Annotated in this window: 23 protein-coding genes; 15 read left to right on the plus strand and 8 right to left on the minus strand. The window is 69.8% G+C overall.

The genetic code is table 11. The features are described from left to right. Nucleotides 1–21 precede the first annotated feature (21 nt). Nucleotides 22–951 (minus strand): hypothetical protein, encoded by a 930-nt coding sequence (locus WFI52_RS08340; protein WP_336626848.1) that lies wholly within the window; start codon nt 949–951, stop codon nt 22–24. 620 nt (nt 952–1,571) lie between these two features. Between WFI52_RS08340 and dnaB the strand changes: the two genes are divergently transcribed. The 3 genes from dnaB to WFI52_RS08355 all read left to right on the plus strand — a co-directional run bounded on the left by dnaB (nt 1,572) and on the right by WFI52_RS08355 (nt 5,271). Then, nucleotides 1,572–2,951 carry a replicative DNA helicase gene (dnaB, locus tag WFI52_RS08345; RefSeq protein WP_336626847.1) on the plus strand — a complete coding sequence of 460 codons (1,380 nt, stop codon included), beginning with the start codon at nt 1,572–1,574 and terminating at the stop codon, nt 2,949–2,951. A 22-nt stretch (nt 2,952–2,973) separates the two neighbouring features. Next, nucleotides 2,974–3,309 carry a helix-turn-helix domain-containing protein gene (locus WFI52_RS08350; RefSeq protein WP_336626846.1) on the plus strand — a complete coding sequence of 112 codons (336 nt, stop codon included), beginning with the start codon at nt 2,974–2,976 and terminating at the stop codon, nt 3,307–3,309. Nucleotides 3,310–4,041: 732 nt separating this feature from the next. Continuing rightward, nucleotides 4,042–5,271 carry a hypothetical protein gene (locus tag WFI52_RS08355; protein WP_336626898.1) on the plus strand — a complete coding sequence of 410 codons (1,230 nt, stop codon included), beginning with the start codon at nt 4,042–4,044 and terminating at the stop codon, nt 5,269–5,271. Nucleotides 5,272–5,345: 74 nt separating this feature from the next. Here WFI52_RS08355 and WFI52_RS08360 read toward each other — a convergent pair whose 3' ends face one another. Continuing rightward, entirely contained in the window at nt 5,346–5,735 is a 390-nt protein-coding gene (locus WFI52_RS08360) for a heavy metal-responsive transcriptional regulator (RefSeq protein WP_017828519.1), read from the minus strand. Nucleotides 5,736–5,850: 115 nt separating this feature from the next. Here WFI52_RS08360 and merA point away from each other — a divergent pair, with 115 nt between their 5' ends. Both merA and merB read left to right on the plus strand, forming a co-directional pair. Next, nucleotides 5,851–7,275, plus strand: a complete 1,425-nt coding sequence (gene merA, locus WFI52_RS08365; protein ID WP_336626897.1) for a mercury(II) reductase — start codon at nt 5,851–5,853, stop codon at nt 7,273–7,275. Further along, nucleotides 7,185–7,682 carry an organomercurial lyase gene (merB, locus tag WFI52_RS08370; protein WP_082829205.1) on the plus strand — a complete coding sequence of 166 codons (498 nt, stop codon included), beginning with the start codon at nt 7,185–7,187 and terminating at the stop codon, nt 7,680–7,682. The genes merA and merB overlap by 91 nt, the downstream gene beginning before the upstream one ends. A gap of 503 nt (nt 7,683–8,185) precedes the next feature. Here the strand turns inward: merB and WFI52_RS08375 are convergent. The 5 genes from WFI52_RS08375 to WFI52_RS08395 form a co-directional block, all read right to left on the minus strand. Continuing rightward, entirely contained in the window at nt 8,186–10,099 is a 1,914-nt protein-coding gene (locus tag WFI52_RS08375; protein WP_336626845.1) for a heavy metal translocating P-type ATPase, read from the minus strand. Further along, a complete protein-coding gene (cmtR, locus tag WFI52_RS08380; protein ID WP_060960787.1) occupies nt 10,096–10,455 on the minus strand; it encodes a Cd(II)/Pb(II)-sensing metalloregulatory transcriptional regulator CmtR in 360 nt (119 codons plus the stop codon). Before cmtR ends, WFI52_RS08375 begins: the two co-directional genes overlap by 4 nt. 26 nt (nt 10,456–10,481) lie before the next feature. Continuing rightward, nucleotides 10,482–10,988 carry a hypothetical protein gene (locus tag WFI52_RS08385; RefSeq protein WP_336626844.1) on the minus strand — a complete coding sequence of 169 codons (507 nt, stop codon included), beginning with the start codon at nt 10,986–10,988 and terminating at the stop codon, nt 10,482–10,484. A gap of 75 nt (nt 10,989–11,063) precedes the next feature. Then, the gene (locus WFI52_RS08390; RefSeq protein ID WP_336626843.1) at nt 11,064–12,719 is read right to left on the minus strand and encodes an ABC1 kinase family protein; all 1,656 of its coding nucleotides are present in this window, start codon (nt 12,717–12,719) and stop codon (nt 11,064–11,066) included. Further along, complete coding sequence (locus WFI52_RS08395) at nt 12,719–13,306, minus strand: ATP-binding protein (protein ID WP_336626842.1); 588 nt, start codon at nt 13,304–13,306, stop codon at nt 12,719–12,721. The genes WFI52_RS08390 and WFI52_RS08395 overlap by 1 nt, the downstream gene beginning before the upstream one ends. 60 nt (nt 13,307–13,366) lie before the next feature. Between WFI52_RS08395 and WFI52_RS08400 the strand changes: the two genes are divergently transcribed. From WFI52_RS08400 to WFI52_RS08425, 6 genes are all read left to right on the plus strand, one after another. After that, entirely contained in the window at nt 13,367–13,651 is a 285-nt protein-coding gene (locus WFI52_RS08400) for a metal-sensitive transcriptional regulator (protein ID WP_005049572.1), read from the plus strand. 46 nt (nt 13,652–13,697) lie between these two features. Further along, on the plus strand, nt 13,698–14,057 hold the full coding sequence (locus WFI52_RS08405; RefSeq protein WP_051498747.1) for a heavy-metal-associated domain-containing protein: 360 nt from the start codon (nt 13,698–13,700) through the stop codon (nt 14,055–14,057). Beyond that, nucleotides 14,054–16,333, plus strand: a complete 2,280-nt coding sequence (locus WFI52_RS08410) for a heavy metal translocating P-type ATPase (protein WP_067165091.1) — start codon at nt 14,054–14,056, stop codon at nt 16,331–16,333. The genes WFI52_RS08405 and WFI52_RS08410 overlap by 4 nt, the downstream gene beginning before the upstream one ends. Before the next feature lie 25 nt (nt 16,334–16,358). Next, nucleotides 16,359–16,637, plus strand: coding sequence for a YHS domain-containing protein (locus tag WFI52_RS08415; RefSeq protein ID WP_005049577.1), 279 nt, complete (start codon nt 16,359–16,361; stop codon nt 16,635–16,637). A 30-nt stretch (nt 16,638–16,667) separates the two neighbouring features. Next, nucleotides 16,668–17,285, plus strand: coding sequence for a hypothetical protein (locus tag WFI52_RS08420; protein WP_067165095.1), 618 nt, complete (start codon nt 16,668–16,670; stop codon nt 17,283–17,285). Nucleotides 17,286–17,688: 403 nt separating this feature from the next. Then, the gene (locus WFI52_RS08425; RefSeq protein WP_336626841.1) at nt 17,689–18,177 is read left to right on the plus strand and encodes an alpha/beta hydrolase; all 489 of its coding nucleotides are present in this window, start codon (nt 17,689–17,691) and stop codon (nt 18,175–18,177) included. A gap of 28 nt (nt 18,178–18,205) precedes the next feature. On the opposite strand, the gene WFI52_RS08430 is transcribed toward WFI52_RS08425, so the two are convergent. Beyond that, entirely contained in the window at nt 18,206–18,355 is a 150-nt protein-coding gene (locus WFI52_RS08430; RefSeq protein WP_336626840.1) for a hypothetical protein, read from the minus strand. Between the two features lie 107 nt (nt 18,356–18,462). On the opposite strand from WFI52_RS08430, the gene WFI52_RS08435 reads away from it, so the two are divergent. The 4 genes from WFI52_RS08435 to WFI52_RS08450 all read left to right on the plus strand — a co-directional run bounded on the left by WFI52_RS08435 (nt 18,463) and on the right by WFI52_RS08450 (nt 21,853). Beyond that, nucleotides 18,463–19,290 carry a multicopper oxidase family protein gene (locus WFI52_RS08435; RefSeq protein ID WP_336626839.1) on the plus strand — a complete coding sequence of 276 codons (828 nt, stop codon included), beginning with the start codon at nt 18,463–18,465 and terminating at the stop codon, nt 19,288–19,290. 400 nt (nt 19,291–19,690) lie between these two features. Beyond that, nucleotides 19,691–20,161, plus strand: a complete 471-nt coding sequence (locus WFI52_RS08440) for a DUF6153 family protein (RefSeq protein ID WP_336626838.1) — start codon at nt 19,691–19,693, stop codon at nt 20,159–20,161. 100 nt (nt 20,162–20,261) lie between these two features. Further along, a complete protein-coding gene (locus tag WFI52_RS08445; protein ID WP_336626837.1) occupies nt 20,262–20,876 on the plus strand; it encodes a DUF305 domain-containing protein in 615 nt (204 codons plus the stop codon). A gap of 116 nt (nt 20,877–20,992) precedes the next feature. After that, nucleotides 20,993–21,853, plus strand: a complete 861-nt coding sequence (locus WFI52_RS08450; protein ID WP_292856135.1) for a F510_1955 family glycosylhydrolase — start codon at nt 20,993–20,995, stop codon at nt 21,851–21,853. Nucleotides 21,854–21,870: the final 17 nt, after the last annotated feature.

Here is a 21,870-nt window from a genome sequence, read left to right on the forward strand (position 1 = left end):
CCAGGAGCGGCCACGACCCGGTCAGTCGGGAGAGACGTCGGTGCCGAAGGTCGGCGACGACGGGACGGACTCGTCCCCCGGACCGCGACGCCACGCCCAGGCACGGTGCATGGCGAACAGTCCGAAGGCGAGCGCGGCGGCCGCGCCGAAGCCGAAGGTGGACGAAGATGAGAAGAACGAGGTCGCGTCGATCGCGCCGCCCAGTGGCAACGTGAGACTGAGCGTCGAGGCGAGAGTACTGACGCCGGCGCCGACGGTCGTGGCGGTCGTCGCGGAGGCGATGGATGCCGCGGTGACCACGGGCACCATCTGCCACACGACGCGTGCGCCGGCGGGGATCGACGGCTGCGCGGTCGCCGCGGACACGAGCGCCCCGCCGTCGGCACGCACGCCGGTTCCCGCGGTATCCGTGGGGCCAGTCGGCTTCGGCGCCGTGGTTGTCGACCCGATTTCGGGGAGAAGCTTGTCGATGGGAAGCACGGGCTCGACGACCTCGGTGACCGGGGTGAGCACGGGAGCGAGGGGTGCGACGACGGTCGCCACCGGTTCGAGCACCGGCTGCAGAACCGGGGTGAGAGGCTCGATGACGGGATCGAGCACCGGCGCCACCACGGGGGCGACCGCTTCGACAACCGGAGCGACGGCGTCGGTGACCGGCGTCAGGGCATCGGTCACCGGGGCCGCGATCTTCGCCACGGGCTCCAGCACGGGCGTCGTGACGGATCCGACCGTTCCAGCGAGGGCGCCGAGGGTGTTGCCGAGCACTCCAGAATCGTCATCGTCGGCGGCGTGAGCACTGCCCGCGCTGAGGGCGATCGTGAGCAGGACCCAGGCGAACACGACACCGGCCGCAATGGCCAGGAGCCGCGCGAGCCGCGTTGTGCGCGCGACGAGGTCGCTTGGTGTATCCACGTTCACCTCCCACGACGAATGGTCGGATGTCGACGTCACGGTCGACTCTGGAGTGCCTGGACTGGCAAAGATACTCCCGTCATCGAACGGTGTCCAGACCCCCGGTCGACGAACGAGACGCCGCATCGACGCCGTCCGCCATAATGCGGGTATGACCGATGAGGTGCTCACGTCGGATGGCATTCTTCACCGGGCCGCTCATCGAGTTCTGGACGCGACGCGTCAGTACGCCGCTGATGGCGAGGTCGCTTGAGGCCCGCTCGCTGTGACAATCCCGGACGAGGACAGCGCGTACCCACGTGTGACGTCGCGTTTCGCGCGCGCGACGCGCCGGGCGGAATCGGACTTGACAAAGCCGGAGTTATCCCCGTGGTTGTCCCCAGGTGGGGTGCTGACGACCAACCTTCAACCCACACTTCAGACACGATTCCCGTCCACAGGCTGTGCAACAGATAAGGCCGGTTCAAAGGCCATTTCCGTTCCACAGAAGGCTGCAAGATCGCTGAGTTTCCACAGGCGCTGTACACAGGCATCCCGGCGTTTCTCGCACACTCTCCACACAGTTATCCACAGGCGCGTTTGCGGGTGTCGGAACCCGTCTCTAGCGTGTCTGGAGGCTCGGAAGGTGAGCCGGAACGAGCTGGGGACAGGGGCGCTGCATGTCGATCGCGGACATCTCGAACGAGCGTCTCGGCGGGGCACCCGAACGGGGGAACGAGCGCACACCTCCGCATGATCTGCTCGCTGAACAATCCACGCTCGGGGGCATGCTGCTCTCACCGGATGCCGTGGCCGATGTCGTCGAGTCGATCCGCGGCACCGACTTCTACGTGCCGAAGCATGAACTGATCTTCGAGGCGATCCTCAGCCTGTATTCGCACGGCGAACCCACCGACGTCGTCGCCGTCACGGACGAGCTGATCAAGACCGGTGACCTCATGCGCGCGGGCGGCGCGGACTACCTGCACTCGCTGACCTCGATCGTTCCGACCGCGGCGAACTCCGCCTATTACGCGTCCATCGTGCGTGAGCGCGCGCTGCTGCGGCGACTCGTCGAGGCGGGTACGCGCATCGTGCAGATGGGGTACAACGGCCAGGGCGAGGCGCTCGACCTCGTCAACAACGCGCAGGCCGAGATCTACTCCGTCACCGGCGCCGAGCAGGCTGAAGACTACGTGCCCCTCGAGGTCGCCGTCGGCGCGGCTATCGAGGAGATCGAGGCCGCCCGCGGCCGCGACGGCCAGATGACCGGCATCCCCACCGGGTTCGCCGGACTCGATCAGCTGACCAACGGCCTGCATCCGGGTCAGATGATCGTCGTCGCCGCGCGCCCGGCGATGGGCAAGTCGACGCTCGCGCTCGACTTCGCGCGAGCCGCGGCGATCAAGCACAACCGTCCGACGATCTTCTTCTCACTCGAGATGGGGCGCAGCGAGATCGCGATGCGCCTCATGAGTGCCGAGGGCGCGGTGCCGCTGCAGTCGATGCGCAAGGGGTCGCTCGATTCGCGTGACTGGACGACGATCGCGTCGACGCGCGGCCGCATCAACGACGCCCCGCTGTACATCGACGATTCGCCCAACATGACGCTCGTCGAGATCCGCGCGAAGTGCCGCAAGCTCAAGCAGCGCGTCGGGCTGCAGATGGTCGTGATCGACTATCTCCAGCTGATGACCTCGGGCAAGCGTGTCGAGTCGCGTCAGCAGGAGGTCTCGGAATTCTCGCGTGCCCTCAAGCTCCTCGCGAAGGAGCTGCAGGTGCCGGTGATCGCGCTGTCGCAGCTGAACCGTGGACCCGAGCAGCGCGCGGACAAGAAGCCCGTGATCAGCGACCTGCGCGAGTCGGGCTCGATCGAGCAGGATGCCGACATGGTGATCCTGCTGCACCGCGAGGCGGCCTACGAGAAGGACAGCCCTCGCGCCGGCGAGGCCGACCTCATCGTGGCGAAGCACCGAAACGGTCCGACCGACACCGTGACCGTCGCCTTCCAGGGCCACTTCTCGCGCTTCACCGACATGGCGCCGGGGGACTTCGGGTAGTGAAGGTTCTCGGTGAGAGTTGATGACCGTTGAGCTCGAGACCGCATGGAGCCTCCGCAGCGTGATGGCCTCGCGCGAGATCTTCCAGACCTCCAAGCTGAAGCCGTTGCTCGAGGAGCGGGGCGTCGACCTGTCCCGGGAACAGGTGTACCGACTGGTGACGCAAGCACCGCAGCGGGTTCGCATCGACGTGCTCGCCGCGCTGTGCGACGCGTTGGAGTGCTCGCTCGACGACCTCGTGCAGGTCACCCGCCGGGAGGCTGCGGCCCCGGTCGCGGTGGGTGAAGAGGCGACGCGGGGTGCGATCGGCGATCTGCGGCCCGTGCGGGCCACGATCCGTCGCCCGCGCTCGAAGTAGGCCGCGGTGGCGAAGCCTCCGCAGGAGCCCAGGGTTGCTGAGGTCGCCGGGCTCGTCCACGCGATCGCGCCGGAGATCCCGGTGGAGCGCCTTGTTGAGATCGTGGCTGAAGTCGCACCCGTGCCGCTCACCCAACGGCGTCTCGAACTCGCACTCCTCAAACAACCTGGAGTCCTCGAAGGGCGACACCGGAACGTACCGGTGACGGTGCAGGATCTGGCCCACGCTCTCGTGAACGAGGGTGCCGGGCGGGTCGTCTTGCCTACATGCGATTCCTGTGGACGTGCCGTTCGGATGCCTCACAAGACGCAGACCGGCGGTCGCCACTGCTCGCGCTGTGAACGGAATGCCCGATCGGTCGCGTGTGCCAGATGCGGACGAGTTCAGCCCGTGCAGCGCACCGTCGATGGGCAACGGTTCTGCCGGGACTGCTGGCGAGCCGATCCGCGGTCGTTCGGCGACTGCTCGCGATGCGGGCAGAACGCCACGATTATCGTCCGTCGCCCCGCGCTCGTCTGTCTCGCGTGCTACACCGCGCCGGTCAAGATGTGCGAGCTCTGCGGGGAGCCGGGCCGCGTAGCGACGCACCTGGACGGCCGACGGGTCTGCGCCCGCTTCTACTACGCGATGCGACGCCCCCAGCCGTGCCCGGAGTGCGGGCGGAAGGTGTTCCTCACTGGCTTCATGAATGGGCACAAGGTCTGCGCCGAGTGCGCAGGAGCTCCCGTGACGATGGCATGCCCGGGATGCGGGACGATCGAAGAGGTGCGCAAGCACCGGCTATGCGTAGAGTGCCGGCGACCTATCGCCATCCAGCAACTGCTTGCTGACGACAGCGGAGAGATCCGCCCCGAGCTGCACCCGCTCGCGGAGTATCTGGTGACGCACCACGGCAGTGCGATCTCCCTCGAGCGGTGGCTGTACAAGAGCCGCTGTGCGGTCGTCCTCCGTGAGCTCGCCGATGGCACGCTGCCCCTCACCGCGGACGCGATCATGACCAGAGCGCACGCCGGCCAGTCCGTGGCATTCCTGCTCTCGCTCCTCATCCGCTCAGGCGTGCTGCCCGATTTCGACATCCAAGCGGCGAGGTTCGAGCACTGGTTCCAACGGTGGCTTCCGACCGTCCCCCATCCCGAGGACCGGCTCCTCCTACGGCGGTACTGCACCTGGGAGCTGCTGCCGTCGGGCAGATCACTCAGGGGCAGACCAGCTACGGCCGTCCGATCCGGCTCCACCTATCAGAAGGTGCGTGCGGCGCTGAAGCGGTGCGCGGCCCTCCTGCAGCAGATCCGCGCGAGCGGCGAAACGCTGACGACATACCCGCAGCGATCTCTCGACGGCTTCCTCACCGGTTCGCCCTCACAACGGGATGCCCCCGCGCCGTTCACCCGGTGGCTGCGACGGCACCGCCTGAGCCGCCTCCGGGTCGAGTTCCGCAGCCATCGCCTCGAAGGGCGCGACTACGCCGCCGACCATCGGTGGACGATGGCACGCGCGTTCATCACGCGAGACGACATGGATCCCGTGACGCGAGTCAGCGGATTGCTCGTCCTGTTCTACGGGCTCCACCTGACCCGCATCGCAGCGATCACCCGCGCACAAGTCGATACGACCGCGCGCCCCATGACGCTGACGGTCGGAACTGAACCGATCGAGCTGCCCGAAGTCCTCGCCGAAGCAATGGTCCAGCTGCTCGACGGCAACCGCTCCGACACTTGGCTCTTCCCGGGCAGGAACCCGGGCCGACCGATCACCCCCGGGCCGCTCAGCCGTCGACTCCGTCAAGAAGGACTCCTCGCCGGCAGCGCTCGTGTCACCGCGCTGATGGACCTCACCCGACAACTGCATCCTCGAATCGTGTCCGACCTGCTCGGCATCACGGCGTCATCAGCTGCCGCCTGGGCACGCCTCTCCGGGGGCGAATGGTCCGACTATCCCGCGCTGCGCTCAACCTCGACCTGAGCACCAATGGCCTCCCGCTACGCTTGCGCCTCCAGTGGGACTGCCTGAATTATCGGACAGACCCCCGGGCTTGGCTACAGATAGCGGCAGACCTGATCCGAGCTGCACGTGTCGGGCTCGACGTGCTCGGCCTGGTCGCGGAGCCCGGCGAGGGTGTCGCGCAGGTCGTGGAGCTGCCTGAGCTGCTGGTCGATATCGGTGAGGCGTGCGTCGAGGAGGTCGCGGACGTGGCTGCAGGGCGCTTGGCCGTGGTCGCGGATGTGGAGGATCTGCTGGATCTGGGCGAGGGTGAGTCCAGCGGCTTGGCCGCGGTGGATGAAGTCGATTCGGGCGATGGTCTCGGCGGTGTAGTTGCGGTAGCCGCTGGGCGTGCGCCCGGCCGGCGGCAGGAGCCCCTGGTCCTCGTAGAACCGCAACGTCTTCGCCGTGGTGCCGGCCGCGTCGGCGAGCTCTCCGATCCGCATTCCCCGCCCCCCCTTTTCGCTGGTCGCAAATTTCGTGCTTGACCTTCCCCTGTGGTGGAAGGTTCATGATGAGTGTATCAGCGGGATGTTCCAAGATGTCCAGGGAGGAATAAGGATGCCATCGAGGTTTGATCTGGCCGTGATTGGGTCGGGTGGCGCGGCATTCGCCGCGGCGATCCGCGCCACCACACTGGGAAAGTCGGTGGTGATGATCGAGCGCGGCACGTTGGGCGGCACGTGCGTGAACACGGGGTGCGTTCCGTCCAAGGCGCTGCTCGCGGCCGCCGAGGCCCGCCACGTGGCCGCGGATGCGGGCTCCCGGTTCCCGGGGATCGCCGCCACCGCTGGCCCGGTAGACATGCACGGGCTGGTGGGTGGCAAGCAGGACCTGGTCGAGGCGATGCGGAGTGAGAAGTACATCGACGTGGCAGAAGCCTACGGCTGGCCGGTCCGCCAGGGCGAGGCGGCGTTCGCCGGCACGCCGGATGCGTCGGTCCTCGAGGTCACCGCCGCGGACGGCACCGTCGAAACCATCGAGGCCGCCCACTACCTCATCGCCACAGGCTCCCGCCCGTGGGCTCCTGCCATCGAGGGGCTGGACGGCGTCGACTTTCTCACCTCGACGTCGGCGATGGAGCTGTCCGAGGTGCCTGACTCGCTGCTGGTGCTCGGCGGGGGCTACGTGGCGCTGGAGATGGCACAGTTGTTCGCCCGGCTCGGCTCGAAGGTGACTCTGCTGGTGAGGTCCCGGCTGGCGTCGAAGGAGGAGCCGGAAGTCTCCAAGGCGTTGCAGGAAATCTTCGCCGACGAGGGCATCCGAGTGGTCCGCCGCGCCATCCCCACCCGCGTCACCCGCGACCCGGGCACCGGCCAGATCGTCGCCGCGGCCGAGGTCTCGGGCGGCGTGCAGGAGTTCCGTGCCGACGAGATCCTCGTCGCGCTCGGCCGCGCCCCGGTCACCGACGGGCTCAACCTCGAGACCGTGCAAGTGAAGACCGGCGCGGCCGGAGAGGTCGTGGTCACCGACCAGTTGCAGTCCTCCAACCTTCGCGTCTGGGCGGCTGGGGATGTCACCGGGCACCCCGAGTTCGTCTACGTCGCAGCCCGGCACGGCACGTTGGTCGCCGAGAACGCCTTCACTGACGCCAGCACGTCGGTCGACTACACGCGGATGCCGCGGGTCACATTCACGAGCCCTGCCGTCGGCGCGGTCGGGATGACCGAGAAGGAGGTCATCGCGGCCGGGATCCGCTGCGACTGCCGTGTCCTGCCACTGGAGTACGTGCCCCGCGCGCTGGTGAACCGGGACACCCGCGGGTTCATCAAGATGGTCGCCAACGCGGACACCGGCGAGATCCTCGGCCTGACCGCGGTCGCCAAGGACGCCGGCGAACTCGCCGCCGCAGGTGTCCACATCCTCGGCAAGACCATCACCGAGGTCGCCGACGCGTGGGCCCCGTACCTGACCACGGCCGAAGGCATCCGGATCGTCGCCAAGGCCTTCACCACCGATGTGTCGATGCTGTCCTGCTGCGCCTGACCGCGCGCCAGACAGCGGATCCACCCCATCAGAAACTGGAGCCTCGCCCGCTCCTCGATCGGCCCGCCCGGGTCGAATCGATCTCCCCGGCCAGCGGCGACACGATCCGCGTCACCGTCGACTCGACCGCCGGTGTCACTAGCGTGGAACCGGCGACCGCGGTGGTGTCCTTGGTCAGCCCCGAGGCCATGCACTCGATTCGCTCCTCGTTCTGCAACCAGGTCCACTACTTCGCTTCCCGCGAGGACGCCGCCGGATGGCTCACGGAACACCCGATGGCCCAAATCCTCACGGTCGCCGATGCCTTCGAGGTTGGCAGCACCCTGATCACCGAGATGCTCGAGCGCCCCCGGACCGGTGCCGACGAACTGTCTGGAAGCTGCTGCGGTCCCGAGACCTGCTGCTGAGACGGCACCACGAGAGGACAGAACACCAATGCCTCCCAACCAGGACGACCAGCGAGGCGGCCGTGGCCTGCTCCTTGGGGCCGTCGCCGCACTGCTCGTGGTCGGCTGCTGCGCCCTCCTTCCACTTCTCGTCGTCGGAGGCACGATCACAGGGATCGGCACCCTCCTCCGCAACCCGTGGGTGATCACGGGCGGTGCCGCACTCCTGATCCTCGCGGTGGTTGCAAGCATCGTGATGACAGCGCGTGCCAGGCGACACCGCCGCGAAAACGACCCCGACTGCTGCCCGCCCCTTCGCCCGACCATAACGAAGACAGACCCGAGGCGAAGGGAAACCGGAACCAAATGATCATGGCCATTAGACCCCGGCATGCGGCCCGCCCGATAGGCCCCTAGCCAGCAGGCAAGTCGCCGATCAACGCGCGCGAACTCTGATGTGAAATCTAAAGGTCATCCGCATGGTCCCGGATCAAGCCGTCACGCGGCGGCGACGTCCTGCGCGGTCACGTGCTTGCCTTCCGCGTCGACGCGGCGCGCAGGCCGTTGAGGATCACGATCACCTCGGCGATCTCGTGCACCAGCACCACTGCCGCAAGCCCCAGGACGCCAAAGAGGGCGAGCGGGAGCAGCACGCTGATGATCAGCAGCGACAAGATGATGTTCTGGTTGATGATGTGCCGCCCCCGACGGGCATGGGCGAACGCGCGCGGGAGAAGCCGCAGATCGTGACCGGTGAAGGCCACGTCGGCCGACTCGATCGCGGCGTCGGAGCCCGTCGCGCCCATCGCGATCCCGATGTCCGCGGCGGCCAGCGCAGGGGCGTCGTTGATGCCGTCGCCGATCATCGCGACCGGCCCCTTCGCACCGAGCTCTGCGATCGCGGCGGCCTTGTCCTCCGGGCGCAGCTCGGCGCGCACGTCCTCGATCCCTGCCTGCGCAGCGAGAGCGCGGGCGGTGCGGGCATTGTCGCCGGTGAGCATGGTCACCCCGATGCCCTGGGTCGCGAGGGTGCGCACGACCTCGGGGACCTCCGGGCGCAGCTCGTCGCGGACGCCGATCGCGGCGACCGCGACGCCGTCGCGGTGGACGATCACGACCGTCATGCCCTGCTCCTCCAGCCCCGCGACCCGGTCGTCGAGCGTGCCGGCGTGCAGCCAGCGGGGACTGCCGACGGTGATCCGCGCGCCATCGAGCTCGCCCTCGATGCCGTGCCCGGCCTGCTCGGTCACGCCCTCCGCCGCAGGCGCATCCGGCGCTGCGGCGGTGATCGCGGCCGCGAGCGGGTGGGTGCTGCGCTGCTCCAGGGCGGCCGTCCACGCCAGCGCCTCCGCCTCGCTCACACCGTCCACGGTGAGGACGGCGGCGACGGCGGGCTCGTTGCGGGTGAGGGTGCCGGTCTTGTCGACGGCAACGTGGCGGATCACGCCGAACCGCTCGAACGCGGCACCCGACTTGACGATCACGCCGAACTTGCTCGCCGCACCAATCGCAGCGACAACAGTGAGAGGCACCGAGATCGCCAGCGCGCACGGCGACGCCGCCACGAGCACCACGAGGGCGCGGGTAATCCACAGCTCCGGGTCACCGAAGAGCGAACCGATCACGGCGACCAGGACGGCGAGGATCAGCACACCCGGCACGAGCGGGCGGGCGATGCGGTCCGCGAGACGAGCGCGGTCCCCCTTCTCCGCCTGTGCCTGCTCCACGAGCTCGACGATGGTGGTCAGCGAGTTGTCGGTGCCCGCCGCGGTCGTCTCGACCTCCAGCGCTCCCGCGGTGTTGATCGCGCCGGCCGACACTGAGTCACCAGGCTCGACCTCCACCGGGATCGACTCCCCGGTGATCGCGGAGGTGTCCAGGCTGGAGCGGCCCGTGCGGACGACGCCGTCGGTCGCGATCCGCTCGCCCGGGCGCACCAGCATCAGCTGGCCGACGGCGAGGTCCTTCGCGGCGACCTCGACCGAGGCCCCGTCGCGCCGGATGGTCGCGGTCTCGGGGACGAGCTTGAGCAGCGCCCGGAGCCCGCCGCGGGCGCGGTCCATCGCCTTGTCCTCCAGGGCCTCGGCGATCGAGTAGAGGAACGCCAGTGCCGCGGCTTCTTCGACGTAGCCGAGGATGACCGCACCGATCGCGCTGATCGTCATCAGCAGACTGATGCTCAGCTTGCCCGTGAACAGCTTCCGGATCGCGCCCGGCGTGAACGTCGACGCGCCCAGCAGCAGGCCGATCCAGAACAGCACCAGCGCAGGGATCTCCATCCCGGACCACTCCAGCGCCAGACCGGTGAGGAACGCCACACCCGCGAAGACCGGGACCATGATCCCGCGGTCCCGCCACCAGCGGCGCTCCGCCTCCTCGGCCTCTTCGCCGACTGCGGTCTCAGGCTCGTCGTGCTCGCAGCCGCACGCCGCGCTCACGCGCCCGCTCCCGTCCCGCAGCAGCCCGGCACCGTGCACGAAGCGTCCATGCAGGGCGCGTGCTCGTCCACCGCGAGCGTCACGTCCACCAGCGCGGTCAGCGCCGCCGCGAGGTGCGGGTCCGCGATCTCGTAGCGCGTCTGCCGCCCTTCCGGCTCGGCGACCACGATGCCGCAGTCGCGCAGGCAGGTCAGGTGGTTCGAGACGTTCGAGCGGGTCAGCTCCAGCTCACGCGAGAGCACCGCCGGGTAGCTGGGGCCGTCGAGCAGGGTCATCAGTATCCGGGAGCGCGTCGGGTCCGCCATGGCCCGGCCGAGCCGGTTCATGACGTCGAGACGTGGAGCAATGGTCAGCATGCACTGATCATACAGTGTTGACTGAATTAATCCCAGGATGAATAGTGCACCCTGCGACATTCGGCCCTACCAGTAACCCCGCGGGCGCGCAGCAGCAGCCCGGCGTTTTCGAGCGCGCCGAGGACGCGGACGATGCTGGTGGTGTTGCAGGACACCACCCGGGTCAGGTCCCGGCCGAGCGCGGTGGCGTAGTTGGCCTGGGCGACGAAGGAGTGCCCGGTGGTCGAGTGCGCTTCCCCGCCCTGCACGATCACCTTTACTCCCGCCGCCTGGTAGCGGGGCAGGTTTCCGGCGGCGACGTGCTTGGGGGTCGTATCGACGATCACGTCGCTCTGCGCGAGGAGATCGTCGAGGGTTCCCTCGGGGCGGATGTCGGTGTCCACCATGCCGCTGTGCGCGTCGGGGGTGGCGGCGACTACGGGCAGCCGCGGGACGGCGGATTGTATTCGCCAGTCGGTGACGATGTCCGCGACGCCCACCAGGTGCATGTCGGGTTGGGCGTGGACGGCGTCGGCGACCCTCTTGCCGATCACTCAATACCCGTTGACGCCGACTCTGATCCTGTCCATCTTCGTCTCCTTTCGTGGTGTTCTTGAGCCGTGCGCGGGTCAGGGGCGGGGTCGGCGGCGCCGCAGCGTCCACAGCAGATAGCTGCCGAGGGCGCCGATCGTGCCGGTCCCGGCGCCGATCAGGACGCCTTCCCGGGAGCGCCATTTCGTGTTCCCGCCGACGAGGGTGCCGATCCCGCTGATCAGCGCGGCGGCGATCATTCCCGCGACGACACGGTTGCCGACGCGTTCGGCGCGCCCGACGAGAGGTTCCAGCTCCGTCGCGCGCAGGTGCACCTCGAACCCGCCGTCTTCGAGGAGATGCCGGAGCCGGCTCAGGGTGGCGGGCAGCTCGGTGAGCAGTGCCCCGGTGTCGGCTCCCGCGCGCGCCCATCGCCGGGCCAGAGCCGGCAGGGACAGCTGGGCGCGGGTGAGCTGCTCAGCGTAGGGCTGCAGGGCGTCGAGCATCTGGAAGTCCGGATCCAGCCGCGCCGCGGTCCCTTCGGCCATCATCAGCACTTTGAACAGCAGCGCCGTCTCCTGCGGAAGGTGCAGCTGGTGCTGCTGCAGGATGCCGAGCAGCTGCTGGAGCATGATTGCGAGGCTGATCTCCGACAGCGAACGGCCCCGGTAGCGGGCCGTGAACGCGGTGATCGCCTGCCGCAGCCCTGCCCGGTCGACGACGTCGGCGGTCCGGGAGAGTTCTATCAGGGCGGTGGTGAGGGTGTCCGGGTCGTCGCGGGTGAAGGCGAGCACGATGCCGGCGAGGCCGTCCGTGGTCTGTTCGGTGAGCTCCCCGACCATCCCGAAGTCGATCAGCGCGAGCGCGCCGTCGGGCTGCACGAACATGTTCCCGGGATGGGGGTCGGCATGGAAGAACCGGTTGTCGAACACCATCGTGAGCACGATGTCGGCACCCAGCCGCGCGAGTGCGACCCGGTCGATGCCGGCGGCGTCCAGGCCCTCCAGGTCGTCGATCCGCACCCCGCTCATCCGCTCCAGGGTCAGCACGCGCGAGGTCGTGGTCTCCCCGTGCACGCGGGGAATCCGCACCCGCGCCGCGTGGGCGAACTCCTGCGCGAACCGTTCGGCGTTGCGGGCCTCCTGCAGGTAGTCCAGCTCGGCACGCAGCGTGCGGGAGAACTCCTCCACCAGCCCGGGCAGGTCGTACTGCCGGATGGCATCCCAGCGCCGGTCGGCGCGGTCGGCGAGGTTGCGGAGAATGTCCAGGTCTTCATGCACCTGCGCGACCACGCCGGGCCGGCGCACCTTCACGACGACCTCGGTGCCGTCGTGAAGAGTTGCCGCGTACGCCTGCCCGATGGACGCCGCCGCCAGCGGCACCGGGTCGAACTGGGCGAACACGTGCTCTGGGTCGGCGCCGAGCTCTTCACGGAGCACGTCCCGAATGCCCTCCCACGGTGCCGCGGCGACGTCGTCCTGCAGTTTGGCGAACTCGGCGACCCATGCCGCGGGGAGCAGATCGTGCCGGGTGGAGAGGATCTGGCCCAGTTTCACGAACGTCGGCCCGAGCTCCTCCAACGCGACCCGCACATGCTCGGGGTTCGTGTAGGGGTCCTCCTGCCGGGCGTGTCCGAGGGCGCCGCGTTGGAACGGCACCAAGCCGCCCAGGCCCAGCACGCCGGCCAGGACGCCGAGTCCGTGCCGGCGCAGCACGGCCCCGATCTGCCGGTACCGGCTACTCCCCGCGCCCATCAGCTCACGCCCCTCTCGGCTGGAGTGCCGGCCGATGCTCGTTCGAGGATGAAGTCGACGCGCGCGTCGGGGGCGAGTGCGGGGACGGTGACGACGGGAAAGCCCAGCTCCTGGTACACCAGCCCGAGCAGGTCGTGGATGCGCCGCTGCGCGGCGGGGTCCTCGGTGCGCGCGTAGTCGGACGCCAGCGGGAGCAGGTCAAGCAGGAACACCGTCGCGTACCGGGCGCCGGCCAGCGCGCCCAGCAGGGCGGTGCCGGGGGCGAGGCCGAGGAAGCGGTAGTAGGCGAGCGAGTCCGGCAGAGCACGGTCCAGGAACACGGTCTGTTGCGGGTCGAGGGAGCGTTCCTGCTCGATCTGCATGTCGACGACGGCGCGCTGGAACTCGCTCTGCCGTGCCCGCACCTCCGCGGTGCTGCGCCCGGTGATCCGTTGCAGGTCGATGTAGTGGCGGGCGTGCTCGATTTTGGTCGTGTACCCGCGGCCCCGCAGCAGGTTGACCGTGGTGGTCTTGCCCGAGCTGGGACCGCCCGTCACGACGTGCCAACGGGTGGTCTGTGCGGGCCGCGGCTCCTGGATGCCGGTCATGACCTCACCCTACACCCTGTACCCCTACAGGGTATGGTAGATTGTGGGTGGAGGTGCGAGATGGCACACGGGTATGTGGACAACAAGCCGGCGCTGCTGGCGCGGCTGAGCCGCGCGGAGGGTCAGGTGCGCGGGATCGCGCGGATGATCGACGAGGACGTGTACTGCATCGACGTGCTGACCCAGGTGTCGGCGGCGACGAAGGCGCTGGAGTCCGTCGCGCTGTCGCTGCTGGAAGACCACCTCGCGCATTGCGTCGCGCAGGCGACCGCCGAAGGCGGCCCGCTCGCGGAGGAGAAGCTCCGCGAGGCGAACGCCGCGATCGCGCGCCTCGTGCGCTCCTAACGTCGTCCCCACTCACATCGTTCAACGCTCTTGAAGGGAGCACATCATGACCGGACAGGGATTCCAGGACCTCGGCCTGCAGGCGACCAGCACCGGCGGTGGCTGCGCCTGTTGCAGCCCCACCTCCCACGCCACGGCAGCCACCGACACCGGCGCGCCGGCGCAGCAGACGGCGGCGGGTGAGACCGTGTCGGCGCAGTTCCTGGTGGAGGGGATGACCTGCGCGCACTGCGTGCGTAGCGTCACCGAGGAGGTCTCCGCGATCGACGGTGTCTCCGACGTCGCGGTCGATCTGCACGCCGGTGGCGTGTCCACGGTGACGGTGTCCAGCGCGACGCCGGTGGATGCGGAGCGGGTGCGGGCGGCGGTGGAGGAGGCCGGGTACAGCCTCGCCGCAGCCTCATGAGCACGCTGGACGTCGATCTCGACATCACCGGGATGACCTGCGCGTCGTGCGCGACGCGGGTCGAGCGGAAGCTGAACAAGCTGCCCGGGGTGGAGGCGACGGTCAACTTCGCCACCGAGAAGGCCCGCGTGCACTCGGAGGCCCCGGTGCCGGTGGAGGAGCTGATCGCGGCGGTCGAGCAGGCGGGGTACGGAGCGAGCCTCCCAGCCCCGCCTGTGCCCGACACGGCTGAGCAGACCATCCCGCGGGACGATGAGCTGGCGTCGCTGCGGCAGCGGCTGATCGTCTCGGCGGTGCTGGCGGTGCCGGTCGCGGTGCTGTCGATGATCCCCGCCCTGCAGTTCACCTACTGGCAGTGGCTCACGCTCACCCTGGCCGCGCCGGTGGTGGTGTGGGGGGCGTGGCCGTTCCACCGCGCCGCGGCGATCAATGCCCGGCACGGGGCGGCGACGATGGACACTCTGATCAGCGTCGGGGTGCTGGCCGCGTTCGGCTGGTCGCTGTACGCGCTGTTCTTCGGCGGTGCGGGGATGCCGGGAATGCGGATGAGCGTCACCTTCGTCGGCACCCCGCAGGCCGGTGGCCACGAGGTGTACCTGGAGGTCGCCGCGCTGGTGACCGTGTTCATCCTCCTCGGCCGCTACCTCGAGGTTCGTGCCAAGCGGCAGTCCGGCGAGGCCCTGCGCGCCCTGCTGGAGCTCGGCGCCAAGGACGCAGTGATCCTCCGCGAAGGCACTGAGCAGCGCGTCCCCGTCGCACAGCTCGTTCCGGGTGATGTCGTGGTGGTGCGGCCGGGTGAGAAGATCCCCGCCGACGGCCTCGTCACCGAGGGAATGTCCGCGGTGGACGAGTCGATGCTGACCGGCGAGTCCGTGCCGGTCGAAGTCGCCCCCGGCTCCCGCGTGGTCGGCGCGACTGTGAACACCGGCGGGCGCCTGCTCGTGCAGATCACCCGCGTCGGCGCCGACACCGAGCTGGCCCGGATGGCGCGGCTGGTCGAGGAGGCGCAGACCGGCAAGGCCCAGGTGCAGCGCCTCGCCGACCGGGTGTCGGCCGTCTTCGTCCCCATCGTCATCGTCCTCGCCCTGGCCGCGTTCGCCGGGTGGCTGATCGCGGGGGCGCCCTTGGAGGTCGCCTTCACCGCCGCGGTGACCACCCTGATCATCGCCTGCCCGTGCGCGCTGGGGCTGGCGACGCCGACCGCTCTGCTGGTCGGCACCGGCCGCGGCGCCCAGCTGGGCATCCTCATCCGCGGACCCCAGGTGCTCGAGCAGACCCGCCGCATCGACACCGTCGTGCTCGACAAGACCGGCACCATCACCGCCGGCACCATGACCGTCACCGGCATCCACCCCGCTCCCGGCACCGATGAGGCGGAGCTGATCCGGTTCGCCGCGGCGCTCGAGCACGGCTCCGAGCACCCCATCGGCCGCGCCATCACCGCCGCAGCCGACGGCCCGACGGATGCCGTGGAGTCATTCGCCGCCGAGGCCGGTCAAGGCGTGCAGGGCATCGTCGACGGCCGCCTGGTCGCCGCCGGCCGCGCCTCCTGGATCACCACCCAATGGGCGCTCCCCATCCCCTCAGGCCTCGCCGCGACCATCGCGGCGGACGAGGCGGCGGGGGCGACGGTGACGGTGGTGGCGTGGGACGGGCAGGTGCGCGGGGCGATCAGCGTCGCCGACACCATCAAACCCACCAGCCGTGAGGCGGTCGCACGGCTCCGGGAGCTCGGGTTGACCCCGATCCTGCTCACCGGCGACAACCCCGGCGCCGCCCGCGCGATCGCCAACCAGGCCGGGATCGAGGACGTCCGCGCCGGGGTCACCCCGCAGGGCAAGCTCGACACCATCCGCGACCTGCAGGCCGCGGGCCGGGTGGTCGCGATGGTCGGCGACGGCGTCAACGACGCCGCAGCCCTCGCCGCCGCCGACCTCGGGATCGCGATGGGCACCGGCACCGACGCGGCCATCACCGCCGCGGACCTGACCATCGTCTCCGGCGACCTGATGCTGGTCCCGGACGCGATCCGGCTGGCCCGCCGCACCCTGGGCACGATCAAGGGGAACCTGTTCTGGGCGTTCGCGTACAACGTCGCCGCGATCCCGGTCGCGATGCTCGCCCTGCTCAACCCCATCCTCGCCGCCGCGGCAATGGCGTTCAGCAGCGTGTTCGTCGTCACCAACAGCCTCCGCCTGCGCCGCTTCCGCCCCCTGCCCACCCCGACCCGTGCCGGCGCCCCCGCCACCCGAGAGCCCGCGCCCGTCCAGGCCTAACCATCGCTCGAGAAGGAGACACACCATGTCCCACGACCACGACCACTCCGGGCACGACCACACGCACGGGCACGACCATGGAGGACACGAGCATGGTGCGCACGAGCATCACCATCACGAGCCGCCGGCGGGGGCGACGAACCTGGTGACCTGTCCGGTGATGCCCGGCAACCAGGTCGACCCGGCCTGGGCCGAGCAGCGCGGCCTGTTCCGCGACTACCAGGGCAGCCGGTACTGGTTCTGCTGCGCCGAGTGCGGGCCGCTGTTCGACGCCGACCCGGCCCGCTACGCGCACGCCGCCTGACCGGCCAGATAACCCGGTCGGAGATAGAGGGTGGACACGGCGGTCGCGCTGGTGCAGGCGTACCTGCGGGTCAACGGCTACTTCACCGTCGCCGAATACCCCGTGCTGGACGCCACCGGTCCCGGCGGTCCCCGCACCATCACCGACCTGGACATCCTCGCCGTACGGCTGCACCGCGCACCGGGAGCGTCCGGGACCGTCGACGCACCGCTGGACCCGGCCCTGGGTGCCGGGGGCGGAGCGGACATGATCGTCGGCGAGGTCAAGGAAGGCCGCCCGCACCCCAACCCGGCGATGCGGGACCCGGCCGTGCTGGAAGCCGCGTTCACCCGGTTCGGGTGCTGCGCCCCGACCGATGCCGCCCGGCTGGTCGCCGAACTGCTGGGAACGGGACGGACGGTGGCGCCGGAAGGGCGCACGATCCGCACGGTCGTGTTCGGCAACCCCACCTCCCCGCCCGGGGCGGGGGCGCCGTGGCACACCGTCCCGTTCGCCCGGGTGCTGCGCTACCTCGAAGACCACCTGAGCGCGCACTGGGGCATCCTCGGCCGCACCCAGATCAAGGACGACACCCTCGCCCTGCTGGCCCTGCGGGAGAAGGCCCACCGCGCCGCGACCGGCGCCTCCCGCCAGGGCACGGACCGGTAGGGCGGGTCATGGCGGGGGAGCGTGTGCACACGCAGGGGGAGCCGGTGTGGGTGCGCACCCGTGGCGGGCGCGCACCCTATGCGATGGTGCTGCCGGGCCCCGCCGGGGCCCCGGGTGCCGACGGTGGTGTTCGAGGCGGGATCGGCGGCGACCCGCTCCACCTGGGCGTTGCTGCAGACCCGGGTCGCCGCGTTCACGCGGGCCGTGGTGTATGACCGGGCAGGGCTGGGCCGGTCCGCCCCGGATAGTGCAGGGCGCACCCTGGACCGGATGGCCGACGACCTGAACGATTTGCTGGACGGCCTCGAGCCGAGCAGCGGGTTCGTGCAGGTGGGGCATTCCGCGGGCGGCCCGATCGTGCGGCAGGCAGCAGACCGGCCGCCCGGACCGGGAGGCCGGTCTGGTGCTGGTGGATCCGACCGACGAGGCAGCGACCCAGCAGTTCGGTGTGCCGTTCCGGGTCGGGGAGAAGATCGTGATCGCCGTGGAGTGGGTGCTGGCACGGGTGGGGTTGCTGGAGCGGTTCTTCCGGTTCCTCGGGGAGGGGATGCCCGCGGATGTGCGGGCGGATCTTCACCGGGAGGCGTTCCGGCCCGCGGTGGTGGTCACCCAGGGTCGGCAGGCGCGCACGTTCCTCACCGAGCTGCACGCCTGGCGCGGCGACCCGCCGGTGCTGCCCGATGTCCCGGTCACCGTCATCTCGGGCAGTCTCGCGGACGGGATGCCGCGACGGGTCCGGGATGCCGCGACCGCCGCCGGGCGGTATCGGGCCGCACAGTCCCGGCAGGGCCGGCACGTGGTCGCTGCCCGCTCCGGCCACTACATCCCCGCCACAGAATCGGACCTGATCGCTGCGGAGATCCGCCGCCTCGTCCTCCCGCCCGTCGGATAGCCCCGGGTTGTCTGGCGGGCATGCCTGGTCAGGCCACGGCAGGGGGGCGTCGCCGCCGGGCGATCGCACCGGTGAGGGCGAGACCACCCAGCCCACCCCATAGGGTGACAGTGGAAACGCCTTGCCCGATGAGGACGGCGGGGGTGAGCCCGGCGCGCAGGTCGGTGTCGGCGATCATCGCCCCGGCCTGTCCGGCGGGCAGACCGGTGAGGGTGCTGCCGTCGGGGCGGATGATCTGGCTGGCGCCGACGGTGGGAACCTGCCCGCATCGAGGACGGGGTGAAGGTGTTCGAACTGACCGTGTCCCAGATCCGCTGGGAGATCCTCCCCGGCGTCACCGTCGACGCGTACGCATACAACGGGCAGATCCCGGGGCCTCGGCTGCAGGTCACCCAGGGCGACCGGATCCGCATCGACGTCACCAACGAGCTCGACGAGTCCACAACCGTGCACTGGCACGGCCTGGACGTGCCCAACGAGATGGACGGGCCCGCCGGGATCACCCAGGATCCCATCCAACCCGGCGACACCTACCGGTACGAGTACACGGTGAAGCAGTGGGGCACGTTCTTCTACCACTCCCACGATCACGCCGACCGGCAGCAGGCCCTCGGCCTGTACGGGGCGCTGATCATCGACCCCGCCGACCCCGGCCTGCAGCCGCCCGCCGATCACGAGTACACGATCCAGCTGCAGGAGTGGCTGTCCCGGGAGGGACTGACCTATCCGGCGATGCCGATGGAAGGGGGCATGCCGAACTACTTCACCATCAACGGGAAGGCATACCCGGCCACCGAGACCATCGACATGAAGGTGGGCGAGACCCTCCGGGTGCGGTTCATCGGCTCGAACACCATCGACATTCACCCGATGCACATCCACGGCGGCCCGTTCACCGTCGTCGCCCGCGACGGGGCGGCCCTCACCACGGCGCAGCGGTTCCAGGCCGACACGATCAACGTCGGGCCGGGACAACGCTACGACGTGCTCTGGAACGCGCTCGAGCCCGGCCAGTGGCTCATCCACTGCCACATCAACCACCACACCACCAACAACAACGTCGAAACCGACGGCGCCGGCGGCCTGACCATGATCATCAACGTCACCGAATAACCCCACGAACCAAAGAACCGCCGCCGTCTTCGCCGTTGCCGGGTCGAGTCACGTCCGCGCCCACCGGCAGCACAGCAGGCCGATGCCAGGGGTGCCCAGCTCATCGTGCCCGACGGTTTCGGTTGCCGGGGGCCGACATCGCCCGCCCGCCCGCAACGGGGCGCGGTGACCTCGCCGTGGTCAGGTGGTGGAGGGAGGGAGGACGCGTCGGCGGCGGGCGACGGTGACGGCCGCGGCGACCGTGAGTGCCGTCGAGACGGCGAGGAGCACGGCGATACCCATCCTGGATACCCCGGATGGGTATATGCTGAGTGGTAGGGGGCGCCCGCTCCCGTGCGTGGTGTTCTGACCGTGTCGCGGAGGCAGGGCACCGCTACCCTGGACGCGAAGGAGGTCGGTCGTGAACGTGATTCGCTCGCACGCGCGTCTGAGCCCCGGGGTGCGACGGCTCCTGCTGGCCGCTCCGATCGCTCTGGCGATCATCACCGGGCTGCTGTCCATGCACATCCTGACCGGTTCCCACCAGCCCGCCCTGGCATCAGAGACCAGCGCGATGAGCACGCACAGCCAGGTCGGCTCCGCACCAGCCGCCGCCGACGATACGCCGATGACCGCAGCTGCGGCGGAGGGCGCTGGAGGGCATTGCCAGGACGGGTGCGGCAGCCCTGCGGGGATGCCGGATCACTCGATGCTGATGATGGTGTGCGTGCTGGCGCTGCTGGCCGCGGTGATCGTCCTGCTCGCCCCGACGTTCCGTGCCCTTCTCACATACGCCGTAGCCCGCTCGCGCTCCCATACCCGGACTCTGCTGGCCGGATTGCCGCATCCCCGCCCGCCTTCACTGCTTGTCCTGTCCATCAGTCGCACCTGATTCCGCCTGAACCCCGGCGACCCTTGCCGGGGATGCTGCACTCTGCCCTCCCGGGCACTGAATCAGACCCTCACCGACTGAATAGACAAGGACACCCCTGATGCGTTTTCGTACTCTCACGCTGACCGCTGGCGCCCTGGCCACCGTGCTCGTGCTCGCTGGCTGCGCCCCCACCGACGGCACCATGCCCGGCATGGACCACGGCTCCGGGGGGATGACCAGCACCGCCCCGTCCCAGTCCGCCGCCGCGTTCAACGCCGCGGACGAGATGTTCGTGACGATGATGATCCCGCACCACCAGCAGGCCATCGAGATGGCCGATCAGATCCTCGCGAAAGACGGCATCGACGAGCGGGTCGTCTCCCTCGCCGAGCAGATCAAGGCCGCACAGGACCCGGAGATCCAGACCATGAAGGGCTGGCTTCAGGAGTGGGGCGTCCCGTACGACGACTCCATGTCCGGGATGGAGGGCATGGACATGGGCGGCGGGATGATGTCGGAGGACGACATGGCCGCTTTGGATGCCGCGACCGGGGTCGAGGCGACCCGCCTGTTCCTGAACGGCATGATCGCTCACCATCAGGGCGCCGTGACGATGGCGCAGTCGGTGCTCACCAACGGGCAGAACACGGACGTGGCCGCCCTCGCGCAGCAGATCATCGACGGGCAGACCGCCGAGATCACCACGATGCAGGACATCCTCGCCAGCCTCTGACCCGGTACCCCTCGGACGGGACCCGCGCTCCGATGCCGGTCCCGTCCGAGGCCCCACCCTCGACCCCTGTGCGGTCACCGGTATCCGGCGTACCCGCACGGAAAGGCTCTCCGTTCATGATCTCTCCCACCACCCGCAGACTGGCGATCACGGCCACCGTCACCGTCGCGCTGCTGCTCACGGGCTGCAGCACCACCCCTGCGGAGCCCGATGCCCCCGCGGGCACCGCGGCCGGGTTCGGGCATGTGCACGGCATCGTCGACGCCGGTGACAGCACCGTGCTGCTGGGCACCCACACCGGCCTGTACACGCTGGGCGAGGACGGCACCGTCACCGGCCCGGTCGGTGGCATCGACCTGGACGCGATGGGACTGACCGCTACCGGTGACACCCTCTACGCGTCCGGGCACCCCGGCCCGTCCACCCCGGCGGAGCTCGGCGCCCCCAACCTCGGCATCATCCGCAGCCTCGACGCCGGCGCCTCGTGGGAACCGGTCGCGTTCACCGGGGAAGAGGACTTCCACGTCCTCACCGTCACCGGCGACGGCACCCTGTACGGGATCGGATCCTCCCGCCCGCTGCTGCGCACCAGCAGCGACGGCGGGCAGAGTTGGGCGGACGGTGCCGAGCTGCCCGCCGTCGACCTGGCCGCCGCGACCGACGGCACCCTGTACGCCGCCACCCAGGACGGGCTGCAGCACAGCACCGACGGTGGCGCCACCTTCACCCCGGCGCCGGACGCGCCAGTGCTGTACCTGGTGGAGACCGACCCAACCGGTGGGGTGGTCGGAGTGGACACCGACGGGACGTTGCGACGCCTAGTCGGCACCGGCTGGGAGAACGTCGGCACCACCACGGGAACCGTCCAAGCCCTCGGGGTCACCGGGGACGGTGCGATCGTCCTGGTCGATGACCGCGGCGTGGTCTGGATCCGCGACACCACCGCCACCGTTCTCATCCCGGCGGCAACACCATGACCACCGTCATTCGCACC

This window comes from Microbacterium sp. MMO-20, from assembly GCF_037147735.1.
Lineage (GTDB): Bacteria > Actinomycetota > Actinomycetes > Actinomycetales > Microbacteriaceae > Microbacterium.

Bases quoted from the DNA above. Each gene is read 5' to 3' on its own strand.
- WFI52_RS08350 (WP_336626846.1), top strand. From the start codon at position 2,974: ATGACCGTTGAGCTCGAGACCGCATGGAGCCTCCGCAGCGTGATGGCC.
- WFI52_RS08395 (WP_336626842.1), bottom strand. From the start codon at position 13,306: ATGACCGGCATCCAGGAGCCGCGGCCCGCACAGACCACCCGTTGGCAC.
- WFI52_RS08445 (WP_336626837.1), top strand. From the start codon at position 20,262: ATGCGTTTTCGTACTCTCACGCTGACCGCTGGCGCCCTGGCCACCGTG.
- merA (WP_336626897.1), top strand. From the start codon at position 5,851: ATGCCATCGAGGTTTGATCTGGCCGTGATTGGGTCGGGTGGCGCGGCA.
- WFI52_RS08450 (WP_292856135.1), top strand. From the start codon at position 20,993: ATGATCTCTCCCACCACCCGCAGACTGGCGATCACGGCCACCGTCACC.
- WFI52_RS08390 (WP_336626843.1), bottom strand. From the start codon at position 12,719: ATGGGCGCGGGGAGTAGCCGGTACCGGCAGATCGGGGCCGTGCTGCGC.
- WFI52_RS08405 (WP_051498747.1), top strand. From the start codon at position 13,698: ATGACCGGACAGGGATTCCAGGACCTCGGCCTGCAGGCGACCAGCACC.
- WFI52_RS08400 (WP_005049572.1), top strand. From the start codon at position 13,367: ATGGCACACGGGTATGTGGACAACAAGCCGGCGCTGCTGGCGCGGCTG.
- WFI52_RS08360 (WP_017828519.1), bottom strand. From the start codon at position 5,735: ATGCGGATCGGAGAGCTCGCCGACGCGGCCGGCACCACGGCGAAGACG.
- dnaB (WP_336626847.1), top strand. From the start codon at position 1,572: ATGTCGATCGCGGACATCTCGAACGAGCGTCTCGGCGGGGCACCCGAA.
- cmtR (WP_060960787.1), bottom strand. From the start codon at position 10,455: ATGCTGACCATTGCTCCACGTCTCGACGTCATGAACCGGCTCGGCCGG.
- WFI52_RS08415 (WP_005049577.1), top strand. From the start codon at position 16,359: ATGTCCCACGACCACGACCACTCCGGGCACGACCACACGCACGGGCAC.
- WFI52_RS08430 (WP_336626840.1), bottom strand. From the start codon at position 18,355: ATGATCGCCGACACCGACCTGCGCGCCGGGCTCACCCCCGCCGTCCTC.
- WFI52_RS08410 (WP_067165091.1), top strand. From the start codon at position 14,054: ATGAGCACGCTGGACGTCGATCTCGACATCACCGGGATGACCTGCGCG.
- WFI52_RS08355 (WP_336626898.1), top strand. From the start codon at position 4,042: ATGGCATGCCCGGGATGCGGGACGATCGAAGAGGTGCGCAAGCACCGG.